Raw genomic sequence first — 15,907 nt, 5'->3', positions numbered from 1 at the left:
AGCGTTTGCCCGGTGACACGGCGGTGGCCGCGCGAGGGTTCGGCGTCCGGCGGTCGGCTGGCCGACAGCTACGATCTGGCACGTGAGTGAACCGATCGACCCGGACGTGCTGGAGTTCGCGCACCGCATGTTCGACCTGGCGCGCGCCGGGGCGGCCGACGAGCTCGCCGCGAACGTCGATGCGGGCCTGCCGGTGAACCTGACCAACGACAAGGGCGACACGCTGCTGATGCTTGCCGCGTATCACAACCACCCGCCGGCGGTCGCCGCGCTGCTCGCCCGAGGCGCCGACACCGGCCGGGCCAACGACCGCGGTCAGACGGCGCTCGCCGCCGCCGTGTTCCGCCGGTCCGAGGAGTCGGTGCTGGCGCTGCTGGCCGCCGGCGCCGACCCGGCGGCGGGCGGTCCGTCGGCCCTGGAGACCGCCCGCTTCTTCGACCTGCCCGAGATGCTGACCCTGCTGGAGCGAGCCCGATGAGAGACGTCCAGATCCGCGGCGACATGATCCGGCTGGGGCAGTTCCTGAAGCTCGCCGACGTCCTGGAGACCGGAGGCGAGGGCAAGGACCTCATCGCCTACGGCGAGGTCACCGTCAACGGCGAGGTCGACACGCGCCGCGGCCGTCAGCTGCACCGCGGCGACGTCGTGCACACCCTGGGCGAGTCCTACAGGGTCACCTGAGCAGCGCGTTCGCGAACGCGACGGACCGGGCGGCGAAGTGGCCCTGGCCGCCGTCGTGGCCGTCCCACTCGTAGAGCTCCATATCCTTGGTGCCGGGGATCGCGTTGTACGCCGCGAACACCGTCGACGGCGGGCACGTCAGGTCCATCAGGGCCGCCGACACCAGCGCGGGCGCGGTGATCCTGGCGGCGAAGTGCACCCCGTCGACGTAGTCCACTGTGGACAGGGCGAGCGCGGCCCGTGACGGGTTCAGCCGGCAGAAGGCGGCGAACTCCGCGTAGGGGGCGCGGTCGGTGATCGTCACCGCGCGGCGGATGTCGCACAGGAACGGCACGCCGGCGATGACGCCCTGGACGTCGGTCAGCCCGGCCGCCGCGAGGGCCAGGCCGCCGCCCTGGCTGATGCCGCTGACCAGCACATCGGACGCGAACGGCAGTGCGCGGGCGGTCTCGACGGCGCGCACCGCGTCGGTGATCAGGCGGCGGTAGTAGTACGTGCCGCGGTCCAGTACGCCGCGGGTGAGGAAGCCCGGCGCCTGCGGGCCGCCCGAGCCGTCCGGGTCGGGCGTGTCGCCGGTCCGCCACCCCCCGCCCTGCCCGCGGGTGTCCATCACCAGGTGGGCGTAGCCGGCCGCCGACCAGAGCAGCCAGTCGTGCGGGTAGCCGCGGCCGCCGCCGTACCCCACGAACTCCACCATCACCGGGAGCGGTCCGGTCACCCCGGCGGGCCGGCTCAGCCACGCCTTGACCGGCCTGACCGCCGAAGCCCGTGAACGTCACATCGGTCGTCTCGACGGCGCGCAGGCCCGTGTCGGCGGGGGTGAGCACCGCGGGCGCGGCCAGGTCGCGCGCCTCCTCCAGGGTCGCGGTCCAGAACGCGTCGAAGTCGGCGGGCTCGGGTGTCGCGGAGCGGTGGAGCCGCAGCTCGGCGAGGGGCAGGTCGAAGAGCGCCATGCCGGCGACCCTATTACCAGGAACTTCCCAGCGCGATTACGGGTGCGACTCAGGTCCGGCCCGCATATTTGTTCATGTGACCGGCGCCGGAAAAAACCGGAAGCCTCCCTGGATGGTCCACCCGGCGCACGGTCACGCCAAACGTTTCACGACATGTTGCTGCAGCTGGGGTGCTCAGCGGGGAGCAACGCCAAACGTTCCACATCATCTTGCCGCGGCTGGGGTGGTCAGCGGGGGGCAACGGTGATGCGATCGAGGTCGGGGCACCATCTGCCGGTGGTGTTCCCGGCCTCGATCGTGTTCTGGCCCGCTTCGAGGCGCACGGTCAGCGTGACGGTCGCGACCCGGTCCCACCCGCCGCTGGCGGGGAACCTGACCTGCTGCCAGTTGCCGCGGCCGGCCCGCAGCCAGCACGAGCGGTCCTCGGTGGACAGATAGGCGACGGTGACGGTGGCCTCGCCGGAGCGTTGCGCGGTGACCCCGGTGAACTCCAGGACCCGGTTGTTGCCGACGCCGGTGACGGCCCGCCCGCCGGACGCCGAGGAGACCTCACGCACCGTCATCTGACCGGGCCGCCGGTTTGTGACGGCTTCTGCTTCGACGGTTTTCGCGTCGGTACCGGTCGGGCTCGCCGACGCCCGCGGCGTGGTTGAACCTGACGCCGGGGGAGCGGCGGACGCGGACGGCGGTGCCGTGACACTCGGCGACGTCCTGGGACTGGGCCGGGCACTCGTGGACCGCGCGGCGGCGGCCGTCGGCCCCGCGGTGCCGGCGGCCCCGGTCGGTGCGACCGGTCCCAGCCGGTCGGCCGGCGTCCGCGCCTCGGGCCGCTCGCCGGCGCCGCCCACCATGACCCGCAGCGCGACCGCCACGAGCGCCACCACGACCAGCACCGCGACGAACACGAAGCGTGGCTGGCCGCCGATGCCCGCCCTGCGCCTTCCGGTGTACGCGGACGGGCCCGGCTCGATCATGCCCGGCACGCTAGCGAATTCGTCGCGGCAGGGCCATCACAGGGCCGTCAGGCGTCGGGAGACCGACCGGCGGCCACTGGTACACACGCGGCGACGGCCTCCTCGATCGATGTCAGGTGCGGCAGCCCGGCCGGTGCGGACCCCCAGCCCGGACCGGCCGCGGCGAACCGGGTGCCCGGGAACCGGCCCGCGAGGGCGAGCAGCGTGGCCGGGTCGGCCGTGCCCGGCTGCTGCGACCAGACGATCGCGGTGCCGGGCACGGTCCGGTGCACCGCGGCCCGCAGCGCGCTCCACGGCACCTCCGCGCCGAGCAGGAACGTGCCGATCCGCCGCTCGAACAGGGCCGCGGACAGGGCGCGCAGCGGCAGCGAGTGCGCCTCCCGGGGCGCGCACGCCAGCAGGACGTGGTTGGTCCTGATGTCGTCGTGCCGCGGCGCGCTGACGAGATCGAGACCGTGCGCGACGCCCTGGCTCAGGGCGTGCTCGACGGCGACGTCACCGGTCACCTGGTGCAGCGCCGGGACGCACACCGCCGTCCAGATCTCCATCACGCCGTGCTCGTCCATCAGCTCCCGGACGGTGCGCGCGACCGTGCCGGTGTCGAACGACCGGGCCGCCTCCAGGAGTTGTCGCATATTGAGTTGTTCGTCGCGGAGGCGGTGTTTGGATGCATCGTTTTCACGCGGACTGCCGCCGGACGAGGGTGGTGGGCAGCACCGGGGACGGCTCCGGGTTGTCGCCGTTCATCAGTGCCAGGAGCTGCCGGGCGGCGGCCGCGCCGATCTCCTCGACCGGTTGCTTGATCGTGGTGAGGGGCGGCTGGGTGAAGGCGGCGAGGGGCAGGTCGTCGAAGCCGATGACCGCGACGTCCTCCGGGACCCGCCGGCCGGCCTGCCGCAGCGCGTGCAGCGCCCCGACGGCCATCAGGTCCGACGCGGCGAACACCGCGTCGAGGGTCGGCCGGTGGTCGAGCAGCCGGGTCATGGCGTGCACGCCGGCGGGGCGGGTGAAGTCCCCGTAGGCGATCGGTCCCGGCTCCAGGCCGGCCCGCTCGAGGCCCTCCCGGAAGCCGGCGAGCCGGTCGACGCCGGCGGAGACGTCCGGCGGGCCGGCGATCGTGACGATGCGTTTGCGGCCCGTACGCGCGAGGTGCTCGACGGCCTGGCGGGCGCCGCCCTTGTTGTCGGCGTCCACGTAGGGCAGCGTGCTGGTCTGCAGCGGCCGGCCGATGAGCGTGACCGGCACGCCGAGGGCGGGCAGCGTCACGACCAGGGGATGGCTGCTGCGGCAGTAGATCAGCAGGACCCCGTCGATGTGGCCGCTGCTGAGGTACCGCTGCAGTGACGCCGGTCGTTCCCCGGCGGCGAGCAGCATGGGCATGTCCCGTTCGGCGAACGCCGCGCTGGCACCGGCCAGGACGCGGGAGTAGAACGGATCGGCGAACAGTCGTGCGTTGGGCTCGCAGACGACGGCGGCGACCGACCGGGGGCGACGATCGACGGCGCGGGCGGCGCGCTGCCGGACGTAGCCGAGCCGGTCGACGGCGTCTCTGACCTGTTGACGTGCGGTGGGGCTGACTCGGGCGGAGCCGTTGAGCACGCGGGAGGCGGTGGCGGAAGAAACACCGGCAAGCGCGGCGACATGGGCGAGGGTGGGGTGTTCGGCAGCGGCGGTAATCGACATCGCGACCTCCTCGGATAGCAAGGCGTCGATATTGGGAGCGCTTCCATGCCGAGCGTCGTACACGGTTTCCGCACTGTCAACACGAGATTGCCGTCAGGTTTCACCACCGGGGTTTCCACTGTAAATTTCACCGGGTTTTCACGCCGGGGGTCCACCCGGTCCGGTCCGCGGCCTCTGGTGCGCCGCGCGGCGATCTCCTAGCCTGCTGGCATCAACCCCCTTCAGTCGGGAGATCCGCGATGCGCGACTGGATTGCCGTCATCATTGCCGTCCTGGGCGTCCTGCTGGTACTGGCCGGCGCGACCCTGATCCTGCTCCGCGCGCTGCCCGCCCGGACCCCGGTCGCCGCCGTCCCGGACGACGACTCCGTCACTTCGCCCCCGGCCCCCGTCACCGCTCGGATAGCCAGTGCCTGGAAGGAGCCGACGCCCGCGGACCGGCTGATCTTCTGGGGGGTCGTCCTGCTGGTGCTCGCGGCCATCGCCGCCGGCGCGATCACGTTCAACCTCGGCGCGGCGGGCGGTGCCACACCGGTCACCCGCTAGGTCTTGTGCCCCCTGCGACTTTGTGTCGGACCGGGAGACTATCCTGCCTCCGAGGTGATGTGTTGATCGCGCGGCGGGCGTCCGTGTTGATCTCACGCTCGCCTCGCGGAGCTGGCTCGCCAGCGGGTTCAACAGCCTCAGGAGGCCTTTCGTGACCACCGTTGCACCAAAGCCGATCGTCACCAGGCCTTGGCCGGTGCACAAGCCGGTCAAGGGCTCGGCGTTCGCTCGGCTGTTGCGCACGACGGACGCCAAGCAGATCGGCCTGATGTATCTCATCACGTCGTTCGTGTTCTTCATGATCGGCGGGTTCATGGCGCTGCTCATGCGCGCCGAGCTGGCCCGGCCGGGGCTGCAGTTCCTGTCCCCCGAGCAGTACAACCAGCTGTTCACGATGCACGGCACGATCATGCTGCTGTTCTTCGCGACGCCGATCGTGTTCGCCTTCGCGAACTACATCACGCCGCTGCAGATCGGCGCGCCCGACGTCTCGTTCCCCCGGCTCAACGCGTTCGCCTACTGGCTCTACGCGTTCGGTGGCTCGATCACCCTGATCGGCTTCATCACGCCGGGCGGCGCCGCGGACTTCGGCTGGTTCGCCTATGCCCCGCTCAACAGCATCATCCACTCGCCCGGCGTCGGCGCCGACCTGTGGATCGTCGGCCTGGTCCTCTCCGGCCTCGGCACCATCCTCGGCGCCGTCAACATGATCACCACGATCCTGACGCTGCGCGCGCCGGGCATGACCATGTTCCGCATGCCGATGTTCACGTGGAACATTCTGGTCACCAGCGTCCTGGTCATCATGGTCTTCCCGATCCTGGCCGCCGCCCTGCTCGCCCTGGAGGCCGACCGCCGCCTCGGCGCCCACGTCTATGACGCGGAGACCGGCGGCGCGATGCTCTGGCAGCACCTGTTCTGGTTCTTCGGCCACCCCGAGGTCTACATCGTGGCGCTGCCGTTCTTCGGCATCATCACGGAGGTCATCCCGGTCTTCAGCCGCAAGCCCGTCTTCGGCTACAAGGGCCTCGTCGGCGCCACCATCGCGATCGGCGCCCTGTCGATGAGCGTGTGGGCCCACCACATGTTCGCGACCGGCCAGGTCCTCATGCCGTTCTTCTCGTTCCTGAGCTTCGTCATCGCCGTCCCGACCGGCATGAAGTTCTTCAACTGGATCGGCACCATGTGGCGAGGCCAGATCACCTTCGAGACACCGATGCTCTTCGCCATCGGCTTCCTGGTGACCTTCCTCTTCGGCGGCCTCTCCGGCGTCCTGCTCGCGAGCCCCCCGATCGACTTCCACGTGTCCGACACGTATTTCGTGGTCGCCCACTTCCACTACGTGCTCTTCGGCACCATCGTCTTCGCCGTCTATTCGGGCATCTACTTCTGGTTCCCGAAGATGACCGGCCGCATGCTCGACGACCGCCTCGGCAAGGTCCACTTCTGGCTCACCACGATCGGCTTCCACACCACCTTCCTGGTGCAGCACTGGCTCGGCACGCAGGGCATGCCCCGCCGCTACGCCGACTACCTCGAGTCCGACGGCTTCACCACGCTCAACACCATCTCGACCATCGGCTCCTTCATCACCGGCCTCTCCACCCTCCCCTTCATCTGGAACGTGTGGAAGTCCTACAAGGCCGGCCGCGTCGTCGAGGTCAACGACCCCTGGGGCCACGGCATGTCCCTGGAGTGGGCCACCTCCTGCCCACCCCCGCTGCGCAACTTCGACTCGATGCCCCGCATCCGCTCGGAGCGCCCGGCCTTCGACGCCCGCTTCCCAGCCCACGCCCCTGGCCACTCCCTCGACGCCCCACCCACCGGCGGCGCCCGCCCTCTCAGCCACGAGGCCGACGGCGGCGCCACCTACGAGGAACAGCGCTAACCCCGCACCCGCGGTTCCTCCCCGCACTACCCAGAGCGGCCCCGCCCCCGATCAGCCTGATCCTCCAGGCCGACGGGGCGGGGCCGCTCCGCTTTCCTCGCCCCTTCCGCCGCGCTCCGCACTGTCAGGTCGCGCGCGGGGCCGCGCTGCTTTTCCCTCGCCCCTTCCGCCGGGTGTCGGGTTGTGCGCGGGGCCGCTCAGCTTCTTCCTCGCCCCTCACCGCCGCGGCCCCGCACTGTCAGGCCGTGCGCGGGGGAGTGCACGACGTCGATCGGATCGCAGGCGCGGATCGTGCCCGGTCCCAGCGCCCGGTCCCAGCGCCCGGTCCCAGCGCCCGCGGGCAGGCACCGGCTCGGCCAGGTCGGTGAACCGCCTGATCCAGCCCTTCCCCGTCGAGCCGGCCCGCGAACGTACGGCACGGCATCCGCGGCGACGCCACCTCCAGCAGCACCTCGCCCCCGGTCCGCCGCACCCACCAGGTCCCGCCGCGCCGCGCTGGTCGCCGCACCTCCCGTCACGCGAGTTGCCGCACCTCCCACCGCGCCGTGCGGTTTGCCGTACTTCCCGTCGTGCCCTGGCGTGCTCGCGTCGTGCCCTGGCTGGCTCGCGCGGTTTCCGCCCGGCTGGGGCTGCCCGGCCGGAGCGGGGCTGCTGCTTTTTTCCGGGCTGTCTGTCGCATCCGGCACCTCCCGCCGCGCGGGTCGACACCCCCCAGCAGATACGCCGTCGCCACCACCGACACCAGGGCCTGTCCGTCGCGGCGGCGATGCCGTGCCTGCCCTGCAGCAGCGTCGGGATCGCCAGCTCCACCGTGCCGGCGCAGGCGTCCCAGTCCCGGCGCGGGCGTCCCCGTCCCGGCGCCGGTAGTCGTTGCGCTGATTGACGCGGTCGTCGCCGCGTTCGCCGTAGCCGGCACCGCACAATGCGTCAGCCTCCGCCGACATGAGCGCCTCGGCGAACGTCTTCACCATCGTCATGTGGTCGAGCCCGCCGGGCCGAAGATCACCGCCTGAACCGTGGTACTTCCCGGTCCAGCCATCGACGCTGGACACTTCCCCATGATCCGGAAGACTTTGTGTCGTTATATAGCAGCACAAAGTCTTCCGGATCATCAAGAACCCGCTGAAGCTGCGCCCCCCGGTGCTTCCGACACGGGCTGCCGGTCCGGTGCGTCCGGTCCGGAACAGGGTGGTTCCCACGAACGGGTGAGCAGGGTGTCCGACGGGGCGGACCGTCGCGGGTGCTGCGCCGGGACAGTCGGGCCGCCGGGGCTCCGCCCGCGGTAGGGAGCGGCAACTCGGCCGTTGCTGGGGACGGAGTTGTCGGATTCATCCTTTTGGGCGAATGGTGCGGGAGGGTCGGCGTAGTCCTCCGACCTTCCGTGCGGCGGACAGTCTGGGCGAGACAGATCCCCGAGGGTGACTGCGGGTGATCGCAAAGAGACGCACAGGAAGTTGGTCTCAGCAGCGCTCAGCGGGCCGCTCCCGGCCGCGATCGGCCTCCGGATGTCCTGGGGAGCAAGTGGCGCTGTCAGGCGCGGACCTTGGACGTACGGGGTCCAAGGTCCGGGTCGTCGCCGGGCCGGGGCATCAGGCCGGCTGGGTGACGCCGCGCTCGCGGGGCTGGGGGAGCCGGCCGGAGACTGTGCCCGGCGGGATCGGGACCCCGAGGATGTCGCTGACGCCGACCACCGCGAACAGCCGCGCGATGAACGGGTTGGGGCGGCGGATGTGCAGCTTGACGCCCATGCTGTGGCAGATGCGCTTGGCGACCACGAGGGTGCCGATGCCGGTGGAGTCGAGGAACGTGACGCCGGCGAGGTCGATGACGAGCGTGTCGATGTTGCCGTCGAGCACTGAACTCACCGCTGTGCGAAGCTCCTGAGCGGTCTCATAGTCGATTTCGCCGCTCAAGGTCAGCAGGGCTTCCCGCTGATCCGAGGGGCGGGTTTCGATCGACAACTTCACGTGACCCTCCTGGTGCTGAGTCGTCCACCATGGACGACCCTTCGAGGTCCCGCAAGCGTAGCGAAGTCTTTCCCGTTTCGCCACGCTCCGTGTAGGTGGTCCTTACGTTGTGACGTGAGAAGTCCTCACATCGGGTGCGGAACCGCTTGCCGGGATGACGGTACACGTCGGTTGTTACACGGCAAGTCCAGTTACGTGCCATCCACCGGATGGTCAGGTTGACGATACGACCGGTTCACCTACGAGGGTGACCCCGGCCGCGCGCAGCTCAGCAAGGGCGGAGTCCACGGTGGGGCGGGCGACGCCCGCGGTGAGGTTCAGCAGCACGGATGTAACAAATCCGGCCCGCGCGGCATCGATCGCGGTCGCTCGGACGCAGTGGTCGGTGGCGATGCCCACGACGTCGACCGAAGTCACCGAACGGTCCCGGAGCCAGGTGGCCAGATCGACGCCGGACGAGCTTCCCTGGAAGCCGGAGTAGGCCGCCGTGTATTCACCTTTGGTGAACACCGCCTCGACACGCGACACGTCCAGTAACGGGTGGAGGTCGACGCCGCCGGTGCCGACCACGCAGTGCACGGGCCACGTGGTGACGTAGTCCGGCGGGTCGCCGAAGTGCCCGGCGGGGTTGATGTGGTGGTCCTGGGTGGCCACCACGTGGTCCCAGGAGCCGGCGGTCACCGCGGCGGAGATCGCGGCCGCGACACCCGCGCCGCCGCCGACGGCGAGGGAGCCGCCCTCGCAGAAGTCGTTCTGCACGTCAACGATGATCAAAGCGCGGGTCATGCGGATCCCCCAAGCGTCTGGACGCGGATCGAAGCGCGGGTCATGCGGAGCCACCGAGCATCTGGACGGGCACCGCCGGGTCGCCGGCGGACAGCTTCAGCCCCTCCCAGGGGATCGAGATGAGGCACTGGCGCAGGTGCTCGCGGGAGGCGGCGAGGTCGGGCAGGTCGGGCACGATCGCGCCGTCGCGCACGAAGGCCCGCTGCAGGGGCCGGTCGTTGGGCTCCGCCACGGGGCTGCCCATGGACACCACGACCTCCTCGGTCGCGGTGCCGGTCGGCTTGTGCCGGCGGACGGCGGTCTTGCGGCCGCCGACGGTGCCCTTGTTCTCGGAGCGCTTGACCACGGGGCGGCCGTCGACCTCGACCAGCTTGTACACCAGGCCGGCGGTCGGGGCGCCGGAGCCGACCACGACGGCGGTGCCCGCGCCGTACGCGTCGACGGGCTCGGCGGCAAGGGCGGCGATCGCATACTCGTCGAGGTCGCCGGAGACGATGATCTGCGTCTCGGTCGCGCCGAGGGAGTCCAGCAGGGCGCGAGAGTGCGCGGCGAGGACGGACAGGTCGCCGGAGTCGATGCGCACGGCGCGCAGGTCCGGGCCGGCGACCTCGATCGCGTTGCGGATGCCCTGGGCGATGTCATACGTGTCGACCAGCAGCGTCGTCTGCTTGCCGAGGGTGGCGACCTGCGACGCGAACGCGGCCTGCTCGGTGTCGTGCAGCAGGGTGAAGGCGTGCGCGGCGGTGCCGGTCGTCGGGATGCCGTAGCGCCGGCCCGCCTCCAGGTTGGAGGTGTAGGCGAAGCCCGCCAGGTAGGCGGCGCGGGCCGCGGCGACGGCCGCCTCCTCATGGGTGCGGCGGGAGCCCATCTCGATCACGGAGCGGCCGCGGGCGGCGGTGACCATCCGGGCGGCCCCGGCGGCGATCGCGCTGTCATGGTTGAGGATCGACAGGATCAGCGTCTCCAGGACCACGCACTCGGCGAACGTGCCGCTGACCGTGAGGATCGGCGAGCCGGGAAAGAACAGCTCACCCTCGGCGTAGCCGTCGATGTCGCCGCTGAAGCGGTACGCCGAAAGCCACTCGCCCGTCGAAGAGGCGACGATCCCGCGGTCGACCAGGAAAGCGACGTCCTCCGAAGTGAACCGGAAGGAGGCCAGATGGTCGACCAGCCGCCCCGTGCCGGCCACGACGCCGTAGCGCCGCCCCGTCGGCAGGCGGCGCGCGAACACCTCGAAGACGCAGTGGCGCGACGCGGACCCGTCGCGCAGCGCCGCCGACAGCATCGTCAGCTCGTAATGGTCGGTCAGCAGCGCGCTAGAGGTCACGCCGTCAAGACTATTCACTCCTCCGGAGGCAGCGAGCGCAGGGCCGCGGCCAGTTCTGCTCTTCCCGTCACACCGAGCTTCGCGTAGACCCGCATGAGGTGGTTGTCGACGGTACGGGAGGACAGGTACAGCTGATCGGCGATCTCCTTCGAGGGGACCCCCGCGGCGGCGAGACGGGCGATCTGCCGCTCCCGCCCTGTCAGCATCGGCTGTGGGACGACCAGCGCCGGCGTCGCCGCCGTAGGGCAGAGGATCCGCAGCTCGGCGAGGCGCTGCGCGGCCCGCGGCGTCTGCGGCGACCGGATGCCGCGCAGCAGGGTGACGGCACCGGCGGCCGCCTCCGCGGCGTACAGGTTGAGCTCCTGGTCGGCGAGCTCCTCGGCGACCGCGAGCAGGCTGCCGCCGTCCTCACCGGCGATCGCGCGGATGTGCCAGGCCATCGCCGGGGCGGTCCGGCCCTCGACGGTGTGCGACAGCGCGTCGAGCCGGTCGCAGACCTCGCCCGCGAAGCCCAGCCGGCCCAGGTGGTACAACGCGAACAACTCGTGCGCGGCGAAACCGTCGCTGCGGGTGCGGGCCGCGAGCAGGCGCAGCACCTCCGCCGCGGTCGGCAGGTCACCGGAGGCGACCGCCACCCACGCCCGGGCCTCCTCCAGCCACGGGTACAGCACCTCCATGGAGCGGTAGTGCGAGTGCTCGGCGATGGCGAACGCCTCGGTCGCGCCGGCCGCGTCCCCGGTGAGGGCCGCGATGTGGGCCCGCTCGGCATGGGCGAGCGCGACGAAGACCTTGCCGGTGGCCAGGGCGGCGCAGGCCTGCGCCGCGGCGCGGGCCGCCTCGGTCAGCCGGCCGCGGAGGCGGGCCGCCTGCGCGCGGACGATCTGCAGATAGCCGGAGCCCATGTTGAAGTTGCCGGCGTCGGCCATGCCGGCGAACTCGGCGGCGACGATCGCGTCGACGGCGTCGAGGTCGGCGGCGAGGATCATCGCGGTGCCGCGGGCGAGCTCGATGCCGAGCTGGAAGTAGGGCAGCTCGACCCGCCACTGCGCCGACTCGGCGTCGACCGCGGTCAACGCCTTGACGGTCTGCACAGGTGTGCCGCGCATCGCCTGCAGCTGCGCCATGTTGCTGCGGGCGAGTGCCCGCGGCCCGGGGGCGCTGGCGGCGCTGTCGAGGACCTGACGGGCGAGGGTGAGCGCCTGGGCGTAGTTGCCGCGGTGCAGCCGCATCGTCGACTCCACGGCCAGCACCAGGGAACGTTCCCGCAGGTCGTTGAGCTGATACGCCTGGCGGTCGATGTCGTCGACGGTGTCCGGGTCGCCGAGGCCCCACTGGGCGGTGATGTGCCGGATCGCCAGCCACCGGCTGCGCTGGGACTCCTCGACGGTCTGGTCCTCGTTGGCGTCGAGGATGGCCACGGCGTCCTCGGGCATGTTGACGAACATGAGGATCGTGGCGAGGGTCTCCGCGGCGTCGAACCCGCCGCCGGCGGCGAGCGCGGCCCTGCCCAGCCGCATCGCCAGGGCCATGTCATAGGTGGCGAACGCGAGCCGGCACGCCATCAGCAGCTGCTGCGGGTCGCGGGCGGTGTCGCTGTCCAGCCGCCACACCGCGACGCGGAGCAGGTCGTCGCGGCGCCGGGCACCGCTGCTCTCCACGAGCGTGGCCAGGTCGGCGAGCAGCCGGCGGACCCGGGTGACCGGGCAGCGGCGGCGCACGACCTCGCCGTACAGGGGATGCGCCAGGCGGACCGTGGTGCGGCGGTCCTCCACGACGACGCGGATCAGCTGCCGCTCCTCGGCGGTCTCCACCGTGTTGAGGTCGGTGGCGCTGACCAGCAGCGGCAGGCCGATCGGCTCGCCGAACGCGACCAGCTCCAGCACCGCCCGCTCCTGCGGGGTGAGCTTGCCGATGCGGGCGTCGACGACCTCGGTCAGCGTCGGGGCGAGGTCGACCTTGCCCGTCCAGCGCTGCATGCCGTAGCTCTCGATGATCTCGCCACTGGCGTGCGCGGCGATGACCAGCTCGCGCAGCAGCAGCGCGTTGCCCTGCGACAGCTGCTGGAGCCGGTCGACGGAGGCCGAGTCGACGGGGCCGCCGAGCACCTGCTGGAGCAGGTCGGAGGTCTCCTGCAGGGTCAGCGGGGTCAGCTCGATCCGCTCGACCAGGTCGTCCTTCCACAGCGCGCTGATCGGGTCGTGGACCGGCTCGCCGGTGCGCACCGTGCCGATCACCGTCGCGTTCTCGGACCGGGCGACGTAGTACACGAGCGCGGCCGACAGCGGGTCGAGCAGGTGCGCGTCGTCGATGGCCACGACGATCGGCCGGCCGGCCGCCTGCCGGTGCAGCGCGTCGACGGCCCACCGCAGCAGGCCCGCCGGCGAGCCGCCCGAGGGCTGGTCCGGCGGCAGCACCTGGGCCAGGCCGCCGAGCGGGAGACCCGCCGTGGCGGCGTTCGCCGTCGCCGTCCAGACCGCGAGCCGGTCCTGGTCAAGGGCGTTGACACCCTCTCTCAGCAATCGGCTCTTGCCGATGCCTGGCGGGCCGCCGAGAATGAGGCCGCGACCGGTTGAGCCGGTGGCTGCCTCGGCGAGACGGACCAGTTCAGCGTTTCGACCGACAAAGCTCCAGGGGGGCACCGTCGCAGCATATCGATAGGTCGATTACTGCGCGTACCCGCGGAAGCGCGAACTTGAGTAGTGGCTTCGAGCTCAGTTGAGTAGCAGGAGTACTGCCTCCGTAAGTGGCTGTTCACGTAGCGTTCCGATGCTTACCCGGCCGTGCACAAGGAGGTCGCACATGGGGTCTGGGATCATGCAGGCGCCGCTGATCGATCTGACAGTCACGACGCCCGGGGGTCCAGTGTCCGCGATGCCGGTCCGCGGCAGCAGGAGCCATCGGCAGCCGGAGCCCCGCTCCGCATCCGGGGCGCGCAGCTACGCGGTGATCGCCGGCTCGCCCCGCAGCGGCAAGACGGCCCTGCTCAACGCGCTGATCCGGCGCGCCGAGCCGGCCCCGGCCGGCGACGCCTGGCTCGTCTTCCGCCACGGCGAGAAGCCCGAGACCCGCGCGTTCGTCCCCGGCCACCGGGAGCCCCGCACCGTCATCGGCGCCTTCGTGCCCACCCGGCGCGACCCGCGTCCCGGCCCGAGCCGGCCGGCCCGCCGCATCGAGATCACCCACCCCGCGAGCCTGCTCAAACGCGTCGCGTTGGTCGACACGCCCGGCAGCGGGGGCCTGGACGCCGCCAACGCCGAGATCATCCTCGACGCCGCCGAGCGGGGCCTCGGGCTGCTGTTCGTCGTCGACGCCGCCGCCCCGCTGCCGCGCGCCGACCTGGACCTGCTCGCCGCCGCCGCGGACCGGGTCGACCGGATCGCGTTCGTGCTGACCCGCATCGACCAGCACGACGCCTGGCCCGAGATGCTGGTCGCCAACCGGGCGCTGCTCGCCTCGCGCGGCCAGCGGCTCGCCGCCGCCCCCTGGTTCCCGGTGTCGCTGGACCCCGAGGCCGTCTTCGGCGTCGCCGAGCTGCGCCACGAGCTGGAGACCTGGGCCGAGGCCCGGCCCGCGCCGGCCGGGGTCGCCGCCGCGACCGTCTCCGGCGCCGGCGACGAGTGGCAGGAGATCCTGGAGCGCGAGATCGCCAACCGGCGGGTCGCCGCCGTGCAGCGGGTCTCCATCGACCTGGCGACCATCCATGTGCGGTGCGTGCAGGAGCTCGGCTCCGGCAAGGGCTGCCCGGAGCTGCCGCACGTGCTCGACCGCGAGCTGCACGCGCTGTCCGTGCGCACCACCCGCCAGCTGTGCGCCGACACGCGCGAGGTGATCGGTGCCGTCTTCGCCGAGCTGCTGGACGCCGCGCCCGACGCGGTCGTCCTGGCCAGGGTCGCCGCCGCGGCCCGCCGGACGGTCGACTCGCTGCGCGACGACGACCGCGACCGGGACCACGCGCTGCTGCTGACCGCCACCTCGGCGGTGGCCACGGTGGCGGGTGCGACGGCCGTGGACAACCTCTCCGCCGTCGGTGGCGCTGAGCCCGCCGACCAGGTGCTTCCGTCGCTGGGCATCGCCCTCAACGCCAGCTGCTACGCGCTGTGGCAGCCGAAGGTCGCCCCGGGCGGCCCGCCCAAGCCCGCCGACAAGAAGGACTGCCGCCGGTGGCTGCAGCACGCGCTGCGCGAGATCGAGGTCGAGGTGGGCCACGAGCTGGGCGAGCGCTACGCCGGACTGCGCCAGGCGCTGACAATCATCGGTGGGGACGCGGTCGACCATGGCGTGCTGCTCGCTTGATGGCACCATGTTGGTATGGCGGCGCCGCAGGTCGTACCGATCGAAGAGACCCGTCTCGAGGCTGATGAGGTGCCCGAGACCGACCGTCCGTGGGTGACCGTGGTCTGGAACGATCCGGTCAATCTCATGAGCTACGTGACCTGGGTCCTGCAGAAACTGTTCGGATTCAGCAAGGAGAAGGCTGAGCGCCTGATGCTCGACGTGCACCACAAGGGCAAGGCGATCGTGTCGAGCGGTCCCCGCGAGAAGATGGAGCACGACGCCTCCCGGCTGCAGGCCTACGGGCTGTGGGCGACGGTGGACAAGTCATGACGATGTTCGTCCGCAGCGGGACCGTGTGCGTCGCGCGCTTCGGCCCGGCCGAGGCCGCGGTGCTCAACGAGGTCATGCTCGAGGTCATCACGCTGCTGTCGGAGGGCTTCGACCGCACCGATCCGGTGATCGTGCGGCTCTTCCCCGACATGTACCGCGACGACGCCGGCGCCTCCGAGGAGCTGCGGCGATACCTGGAGGACGACCTCCGCTCGGCGAAGCTGGAGCAGGCCGCGCTGCTGCTGGACGTGCTGCCCGTGGAGGGCGGCGAGGTGGCCCTCGACGAGGAGCAGGCCGAGGCGTGGCTGCGCGCCCTGACCGACGTCCGCCTGACCCTGGGCTCCCGGCTCGGCATCGACGACGACGACGTCGACATCGAGGAGGAGCTCGACGAGGCGATCCTGAAGGACCCCACGTCGGCCAGGGTCGGGCAGCTGTCGGTGTACCAGTACCTGACCTATCTCCAGGAAAGTCTGGTGGGTGCCCTCATGGGGTGAG

General features: G+C 71.5%; 16 protein-coding genes and 2 pseudogenes. 7 read left to right on the top strand and 11 right to left on the bottom strand.

From position 1 onward, the window contains the following. Window positions 1-82: 82 nt before the first annotated feature. Window positions 83-478 carry an ankyrin repeat domain-containing protein gene (locus ABZS58_RS00440; RefSeq protein ID WP_354776034.1) on the top strand — a complete coding sequence of 132 codons (396 nt, stop codon included), beginning with the start codon at window positions 83-85 and terminating at the stop codon, window positions 476-478. After that, a complete protein-coding gene (locus ABZS58_RS00435; RefSeq protein ID WP_354776032.1) occupies window positions 475-681 on the top strand; it encodes an RNA-binding S4 domain-containing protein in 207 nt (68 codons plus the stop codon). Before ABZS58_RS00440 ends, ABZS58_RS00435 begins: the two co-directional genes overlap by 4 nt. On the opposite strand, the gene ABZS58_RS00430 is transcribed toward ABZS58_RS00435, so the two are convergent. From ABZS58_RS00430 to ABZS58_RS00410, 5 genes and pseudogenes are all read right to left on the bottom strand, one after another. After that, window positions 674-1,378 carry an acetylxylan esterase gene (locus ABZS58_RS00430; protein WP_354776030.1) on the bottom strand — a complete coding sequence of 235 codons (705 nt, stop codon included), beginning with the start codon at window positions 1,376-1,378 and terminating at the stop codon, window positions 674-676. The two genes, ABZS58_RS00435 and ABZS58_RS00430, sit on opposite strands and share 8 nt — an antisense overlap. A 118-nt stretch (window positions 1,379-1,496) precedes the next feature. Then, window positions 1,497-1,634: pseudogene (locus ABZS58_RS00425) on the bottom strand (acetylxylan esterase); the annotation flags it as partial. 227 nt (window positions 1,635-1,861) lie between these two features. Next, the gene (locus ABZS58_RS00420) at window positions 1,862-2,608 is read right to left on the bottom strand and encodes a hypothetical protein (RefSeq protein WP_354776028.1); all 747 of its coding nucleotides are present in this window, start codon (window positions 2,606-2,608) and stop codon (window positions 1,862-1,864) included. A gap of 47 nt (window positions 2,609-2,655) precedes the next feature. After that, the gene (locus ABZS58_RS00415; RefSeq protein ID WP_354776026.1) at window positions 2,656-3,243 is read right to left on the bottom strand and encodes a transcriptional regulator; all 588 of its coding nucleotides are present in this window, start codon (window positions 3,241-3,243) and stop codon (window positions 2,656-2,658) included. Between the two features lie 43 nt (window positions 3,244-3,286). After that, entirely contained in the window at window positions 3,287-4,291 is a 1,005-nt protein-coding gene (locus ABZS58_RS00410) for a LacI family DNA-binding transcriptional regulator (protein WP_354776024.1), read from the bottom strand. A 239-nt stretch (window positions 4,292-4,530) separates the two neighbouring features. On the opposite strand from ABZS58_RS00410, the gene ABZS58_RS00405 reads away from it, so the two are divergent. After that, a complete protein-coding gene (locus ABZS58_RS00405; RefSeq protein ID WP_354776022.1) occupies window positions 4,531-4,836 on the top strand; it encodes a hypothetical protein in 306 nt (101 codons plus the stop codon). A gap of 151 nt (window positions 4,837-4,987) precedes the next feature. Continuing rightward, window positions 4,988-6,724, top strand: coding sequence for a cytochrome c oxidase subunit I (ctaD, locus tag ABZS58_RS00400; RefSeq protein ID WP_354776020.1), 1,737 nt, complete (start codon window positions 4,988-4,990; stop codon window positions 6,722-6,724). Window positions 6,725-6,962: 238 nt separating this feature from the next. Here the strand turns inward: ctaD and ABZS58_RS00395 are convergent, their stop codons facing one another. The 6 genes and pseudogenes from ABZS58_RS00395 to ABZS58_RS00370 form a co-directional block, all read right to left on the bottom strand. Further along, window positions 6,963-7,175: a hypothetical protein gene (locus tag ABZS58_RS00395; RefSeq protein WP_354776773.1), complete on the bottom strand. Its 213-nt coding sequence runs from the start codon at window positions 7,173-7,175 to the stop codon at window positions 6,963-6,965. Window positions 7,176-7,436: 261 nt separating this feature from the next. Further along, a pseudogene (locus tag ABZS58_RS00390) lies at window positions 7,437-7,695 on the bottom strand (transposase); the annotation flags it as partial. A 618-nt stretch (window positions 7,696-8,313) separates the two neighbouring features. Then, the gene (locus tag ABZS58_RS00385; RefSeq protein WP_344501537.1) at window positions 8,314-8,691 is read right to left on the bottom strand and encodes an STAS domain-containing protein; all 378 of its coding nucleotides are present in this window, start codon (window positions 8,689-8,691) and stop codon (window positions 8,314-8,316) included. Between the two features lie 213 nt (window positions 8,692-8,904). Beyond that, the gene (locus tag ABZS58_RS00380; RefSeq protein ID WP_354776018.1) at window positions 8,905-9,477 is read right to left on the bottom strand and encodes an isochorismatase family protein; all 573 of its coding nucleotides are present in this window, start codon (window positions 9,475-9,477) and stop codon (window positions 8,905-8,907) included. Between the two features lie 40 nt (window positions 9,478-9,517). After that, window positions 9,518-10,804: a nicotinate phosphoribosyltransferase gene (locus tag ABZS58_RS00375; RefSeq protein ID WP_354776016.1), complete on the bottom strand. Its 1,287-nt coding sequence runs from the start codon at window positions 10,802-10,804 to the stop codon at window positions 9,518-9,520. Window positions 10,805-10,818: 14 nt separating this feature from the next. Then, window positions 10,819-13,443: a LuxR C-terminal-related transcriptional regulator gene (locus tag ABZS58_RS00370; protein WP_354776015.1), complete on the bottom strand. Its 2,625-nt coding sequence runs from the start codon at window positions 13,441-13,443 to the stop codon at window positions 10,819-10,821. Between the two features lie 160 nt (window positions 13,444-13,603). Here ABZS58_RS00370 and ABZS58_RS00365 point away from each other — a divergent pair, with 160 nt between their 5' ends. The 3 genes from ABZS58_RS00365 to ABZS58_RS00355 are packed head-to-tail and all read left to right on the top strand — an operon-like array spanning window position 13,604 to window position 15,906. Beyond that, a complete protein-coding gene (locus tag ABZS58_RS00365; RefSeq protein WP_354776013.1) occupies window positions 13,604-15,097 on the top strand; it encodes a dynamin family protein in 1,494 nt (497 codons plus the stop codon). Window positions 15,098-15,112: 15 nt separating this feature from the next. Then, window positions 15,113-15,409, top strand: coding sequence for an ATP-dependent Clp protease adapter ClpS (gene clpS, locus ABZS58_RS00360; protein WP_354776011.1), 297 nt, complete (start codon window positions 15,113-15,115; stop codon window positions 15,407-15,409). Continuing rightward, window positions 15,406-15,906 (top strand): DUF2017 domain-containing protein, encoded by a 501-nt coding sequence (locus tag ABZS58_RS00355; protein ID WP_354776009.1) that lies wholly within the window; start codon window positions 15,406-15,408, stop codon window positions 15,904-15,906. Before clpS ends, ABZS58_RS00355 begins: the two co-directional genes overlap by 4 nt. Window position 15,907 lies beyond the last annotated feature (1 nt).

It is taken from the genome of Dactylosporangium sp. NPDC005555, assembly GCF_040605635.1.
Taxonomy (GTDB): Bacteria; Actinomycetota; Actinomycetes; order Mycobacteriales; family Micromonosporaceae; genus Dactylosporangium.
The sequence above is the reverse complement of the archived record's forward strand: the minus strand, read 5'-3'. Positions and strand labels throughout refer to the sequence as shown.